Genomic DNA, 4,956 nt, shown 5'->3' on the forward strand with positions numbered 1-4,956 from the left:
CTTCTGTTGATGGGCACGCTCGACGCGCTGGCCATTGGCTGCGTGATCGGCGCAGGCCAGACCGCGCGGCCCGAATTCGCGGCCATCGGGGCCTCGACCTTTGGCGTGATCACCGTGCTCTTTGCTGCCATCTTCCTGCGCGAACGCCTGCGCAGCTCGCAATGGCTGGCGGTGCTGGGCGTCTTTGCCGCCATCGGCATCTTGGGCGGTGGGCATTAACCCCCGCCGTTCATCGTTCTTCAAATACTCAAAAAATCTCAGCCCTCGGCAATCAAGAGTGCCGCCGCCAGAAACTTGCGCCCGTCATCGAACACGGGCGGCTTTTCCCCTCGCCAGCGCGCGCAGATCGGCCGCTCAGGCCGCGCGCCTGCCAGCAATCGCCTGAGCGCCTGATCGCTCTCGGCCGCAATGGCGCGATAGCGCTTGCGCATGTTGTCGTGAAACGTCTCGCGGTGCAGCGCCTCCATCCGCAGATGAAAGAGCGACGAGCGGCTGCGCGGCTTGAACACGATCCCACCTACCGCCTCAGGTGCGCGCCGCCAGAGGTTCAGCGCCTGCTTTTGCAAGGCTTCCGCCCGCGCGCCCTGCCCGGCATCGCGCGCCAGAACCGCCAGATTGGCAAGGCTCGTGGCCCGCCGCATATCCTGCGCGCTGAAAAACAGCCGCGCCACCCATCCCGCGCGCCGCAGCAGTCGCGCAGCCCCCGCCCGGTCGCCCGCCATATAGGCCGCACAGCCCGCCTCGGTCAGCCGCTCCCAGACCAGATCAGCCCGCGACCACCCGGCCTCGCGCGCCACCCGCATTTCGGTGTCGCCGCGCTCAAAGCCCCAGATACGCGGCGCGAACATGTTCATTTCCACGTAGCTCATGGGCAGGGCCCTCCATTGCGGTGTTTCCGGTTTCCAAGACATAGGCATGATGCGCCAGTTCCAGCGCCAATTCGGCATTCTGCTCCACCAAGACCACCGACAGCCCCTGCGCGTTGATCTCCTCGATGATCCGCGCGATTTCCTCGACGATCACCGGGGCCAACCCCATCGACGGCTCGTCCATCAGCAAGAGGCGCGGCTTTGACATCAGCGCCCGACCAATCGCCAACATCTGCTGCTCGCCCCCCGACATGGTCTGCGCCCGTTGCCCCCGACGCTCGCGCAGGCGCGGAAAGCGGTCATAGACCTGATCCAGATCGCGCTCGATCTCGGGCTTGTCGCGCCGCAGAAATGCGCCGGTGCGCAGATTTTCCTCGACCGTCATTTCCTTGAAAATCCGCCGCCCCTCGGGCACATGCGCAATACCATGCGCCACCACCTTATGTGCCGGCAGATGGTCAATCCGCGTGCCCTCGAACAGGATTTCGCCCGCCACAATCGGCACCATCCCCGACATCGCGCGCAGCGTCGTGGTCTTGCCCGCACCATTGCCGCCGATGATCGTCACGATCTTGCCCTCGGGCACGGCAATGGAAATGTCGCGTATCGCGTTGATCTTGCCATAGTTGACGGCGATCTTGCGCATCTCAAGCAACATGGCGCGCGCCTCCCAGATAGGCCTCGATCACCGCCGGATGATGTCGGATCTCCGCAGGTCCCCCTTCGGCCAAAAACTTGCCAAAACTCATGCAGGTGATGGTATCGCACAGCCCCATGATCGCCTGCATGTCATGCTCGACCAAGAGGATCGTGATCCCATCCGCCTTGAGACGGCGCATCAGTTCCATCATCTGCCGGGTTTCCTCGGGGTTCATGCCGGTAAAGGGCTCATCGAGCAGCATCACATCGGGATGGCTCGCATAGGCCACCGCCAGCCCGAGCGCGCGTTGATGGCCGTGCGACAGGTCCCCGGCACGCTCGTCGACCATGGCCTCCAGCCCAAAGAACGCCAGCGCCTCACGCGCCCGCGCCTCGGCCCCGCGACGATCTTCGCGATCCCAACCGATGATCGCGGCAAAGATATTGGGCCGGAACGGCATATGCGTGCCCACCAGCGCGTTCTCCAACACCGTCAATTCGGCAAAGAGCGTCGAGTGCTGGAAGGTCCGCACCACACCGCGCCGCGCCACCTCATGCATGGCAAGGCCCGATATATCCTCGCCCCGGAGCAGGATTTGACCAGACGTCGGCGTATAGAACCCCGAGATCATGTTGAACGTGGTGGTCTTGCCCGCGCCATTCGGCCCGATCAGCCCATGAATGCTGCCATGTTCCACCTTGAAGGACAGACCATCCACCGCCATCAACCCACCAAACCGCATGGTCAGGTTCCGCATTTCGAGAAAATCGGTCATGCTTCGGCCTTTCTATCGGATTTCGCCGTGGATTTGCGCGGCAGAAGTTTTTGAACAATGCTCTCCAACCCATTGGGAAGAAAGAGAATCGACAGGATCATAATGGCCCCGTAAAAGAGGGGGCGCGCCTGCTCGAACCCCATCCCGCGCAACACGATCTCATTGATTACGGTCAAGAGAACACAGCCCAGAATGGGGCCATAAAACGTCGTCGTGCCGCCCACGATGGCCCAGGTCAGCACAAAGACCATCACCTCGATGTCGAACGAATTGGGGTTCACCGTGCCGACATAATGCGCCTGCAACGCCCCCGCGATGCCGGCAAAGCCCGAGGCGATGGCAAAGGCCAGCGTGCGATAGGCCCGCAGATTGACCCCCGACGCCTGCGCCAGCTTGTCTTGCCAATGCACCGCGTGAAAGGTCAGACCCACCGGCGATTTCTCGATCCGCCACAGCACCCAGAGACAAAAGGCGACGATGGCCCCGGCGAAATAATAATAGGACACCGGCTCGAAGAAATCGAAACTGTAAAAGCCGAGCGAGAAATCCGGCATCGGATCAATCCCCGAAATCCCCCGTACGCCGCCGAAGGGTTCGCGAAACCGCTTCCAGATCAGGCGGATGATCTCACCCGCCGCAAACGATCCGATCAGGAAATAAAACCCCTTCATCCGAAAGAGCGGAAAGGACAGCAAGACCGCCAAGAGCGCCGCTGTGACCCCGCCTAGGATCATGCCCACCGGCACCGGCACGCCCAGATTCTTGGTCATGAGAGCCGAGGCATAGGCCCCCACCCCCATAATCACCACATGCCCCAGCGACCATTCGCCGGTCAGCGTGAGCAAGCGGTAGGACATGACCAAGAGAATATTGATCACGAGAAAGACGAGTATCTCCTGTTGCGAGAAACTCAGGCCATGCGGCAGCGCGATCAGCGCCGCAGCACCCAGTATGAACATCACCGACTTAAGCACGATCCGCACTCCCGAAGAGGCCGGTGGGCTTGACGATCAGCACCACCAGCATGAGCATCAGACCCACGATATCGGCCAGCACCCCATCCGAGAATGTGGTGACGAAGGTATGGACAAAGGCATAGACCACCGAGGCGATGATTGCCCCCTCCAGCGACCCGACCCCGCCCACGATGATGACGATAAAGGCCGTGACGATCACCGAATGGCCCATATGCGGGTTGACCGACACCAGCGGCGCGGTCAGCGCGCCCGCCACTCCCGCCAGCGCCGCACCGATGAACATGGCGATGCGCGCGGTCTGGGTGATCGAAATCCCCTGCAAGGCCGCCGCCTCCGGGTCTTGCGCCGAGGCGCGCAACGCCCAGCCAAACCGCGTCCGCTTGAGGAAATACCACAGCGCGCTCAAGAGCACGACCGCCGCCACGATCACATAGATGCGCGCCACCGGCAGACCCACCTTGTCAGAGATGCGCAAGACCTCTTGCGTCACAGGCGGGATATGCTCCATCCGCACGCCAAATCCCATCACCGCCAGCGATTGCAGGATCATCAGAAACCCGATCGAGGCCACAAGCCCCCCCAGCGGATTGCCCTTGAGCGGTCGAAAGAGCCCCCGCTCCATCACCAGACCCAGCACACCGACAAACACCATCCCGATGGGCACGGCCACAAAGAACGGCAGATGCAGGTCGGCATAGAGGGCGACCACCGCATAGGCCCCGGCCATGAACAATTCGCCATGGGCGAAATTGATCACACCCATCACGCCAAAGATCAGCACAAGGCCAACCGCCACCAAGGAAATATAGCTCGCTGCATAGACGGCGTTGAGGCCGGTCTGCGCCAGAAGTTCCATCATCGGAATGCTCGAATTTTAGAGAGAAGGGATGACAGCGCCCGTCCTGCGGGCGCTGTCCTCAGACTGGCTCAGCTCCGCTGATCCCACATCTGGCCATAGGCCTGCATGTGCTTGATCAAGAGATCGCCATGCCGGCTGTACCAGTCGGGGATCGAGCGGAATTCCTTGATCACGGCCTTGCCGTTCTCGATGGCCACCACCGGCCAATCGCCGACCAGCGCGTTGTCGATGCCGAAGAGCTCGGTGCCCCACCATTCCGCCTGACCAAAGGCGTGGTTGCCGGGGCCATCCTTCATCGCCGCCAACACCGCTTCGGGATCGGCAGAGCCTGCCTTTTCCGCCGCGACCTTCCACAGGTCCATGATCGAGGCATATTCCCAGCTTACCGCGCCCCACTGACCGGGATGCCGCTTGTTGTATTCGGCATAAAACCCGTTGGGGTCCTGGAAATTGACGCTCTCGGCATTCAGCGCCGGATCGTCGAAATCCGGGAACTGGAATATGAACCCTTCCATGAATTCCTTGGAGGTCTTGGCGATCATCTGGTCATAGAAATCCGCCGTGCAGCTGATGATCTGACCCTTGAAATTCTGCTGGAAAAGCTGCTCCGCGATGGGATGCACATAATCCGAATAGCAGGTGTCGAGACAGATGATATCCGGGTTCTTGGCCATCAACCGCGTCACGACTGGCGCAAAATCCGTGGTGGCCGGGTCAAACAGCAACGGCTCTTCCAGCATCTCGATGCCCGCCGCCTCGAACGCCGCGAGATAGGTCGCAACCGATGGCAGGCCAAGCGCATCATCCTGCGCGCACATCACGGCGGTTTTCAACTC

Annotated in this window: 6 protein-coding genes and 1 pseudogene; 1 reads left to right on the forward strand and 6 read right to left on the reverse strand. The window is 61.6% G+C overall.

What is annotated here, in order from left to right; genetic code table 11:
• Positions 1-219, forward strand: a pseudogene (locus KBT70_RS09255) (EamA/RhaT family transporter); the annotation flags it as partial.
• 38 nt (positions 220-257) lie between these two features.
• On the opposite strand, the gene KBT70_RS09260 reads toward KBT70_RS09255, so the two are convergent.
• The 6 genes from KBT70_RS09260 to KBT70_RS09285 all read right to left on the reverse strand — a co-directional run.
• Complete coding sequence (locus tag KBT70_RS09260; protein ID WP_296631762.1) at positions 258-869, reverse strand: tetratricopeptide repeat protein; 612 nt, start codon at positions 867-869, stop codon at positions 258-260.
• The gene (locus tag KBT70_RS09265; protein ID WP_296631766.1) at positions 820-1,527 is read right to left on the reverse strand and encodes an ABC transporter ATP-binding protein; all 708 of its coding nucleotides are present in this window, start codon (positions 1,525-1,527) and stop codon (positions 820-822) included. The genes KBT70_RS09260 and KBT70_RS09265 overlap by 50 nt, the downstream gene beginning before the upstream one ends.
• Positions 1,517-2,284 carry an ABC transporter ATP-binding protein gene (locus KBT70_RS09270; protein ID WP_296631770.1) on the reverse strand — a complete coding sequence of 256 codons (768 nt, stop codon included), beginning with the start codon at positions 2,282-2,284 and terminating at the stop codon, positions 1,517-1,519. The genes KBT70_RS09265 and KBT70_RS09270 overlap by 11 nt, the downstream gene beginning before the upstream one ends.
• Positions 2,281-3,258, reverse strand: a complete 978-nt coding sequence (locus KBT70_RS09275; protein WP_296631775.1) for a branched-chain amino acid ABC transporter permease — start codon at positions 3,256-3,258, stop codon at positions 2,281-2,283. The genes KBT70_RS09270 and KBT70_RS09275 overlap by 4 nt, the downstream gene beginning before the upstream one ends.
• Positions 3,251-4,120, reverse strand: a complete 870-nt coding sequence (locus KBT70_RS09280; RefSeq protein ID WP_296631778.1) for a branched-chain amino acid ABC transporter permease — start codon at positions 4,118-4,120, stop codon at positions 3,251-3,253. Before KBT70_RS09280 ends, KBT70_RS09275 begins: the two co-directional genes overlap by 8 nt.
• A 68-nt stretch (positions 4,121-4,188) precedes the next feature.
• Positions 4,189-4,956, reverse strand: a 768-nt coding sequence (locus KBT70_RS09285; protein ID WP_296631781.1) for an ABC transporter substrate-binding protein, incomplete at its 5' end; no start/stop codon positions are given.

It is taken from the genome of Roseovarius sp., assembly GCF_018066915.1.
Lineage (GTDB): Bacteria > Pseudomonadota > Alphaproteobacteria > Rhodobacterales > Rhodobacteraceae > Roseovarius.

Bases quoted from the DNA above. Each gene is read 5' to 3' on its own strand.
- KBT70_RS09270 (WP_296631770.1), bottom strand. From the start codon at position 2,284: ATGACCGATTTTCTCGAAATGCGGAACCTGACCATGCGGTTTGGTGGG.
- KBT70_RS09265 (WP_296631766.1), bottom strand. From the start codon at position 1,527: ATGTTGCTTGAGATGCGCAAGATCGCCGTCAACTATGGCAAGATCAAC.
- KBT70_RS09280 (WP_296631778.1), bottom strand. From the start codon at position 4,120: ATGATGGAACTTCTGGCGCAGACCGGCCTCAACGCCGTCTATGCAGCG.
- KBT70_RS09260 (WP_296631762.1), bottom strand. From the start codon at position 869: ATGAGCTACGTGGAAATGAACATGTTCGCGCCGCGTATCTGGGGCTTT.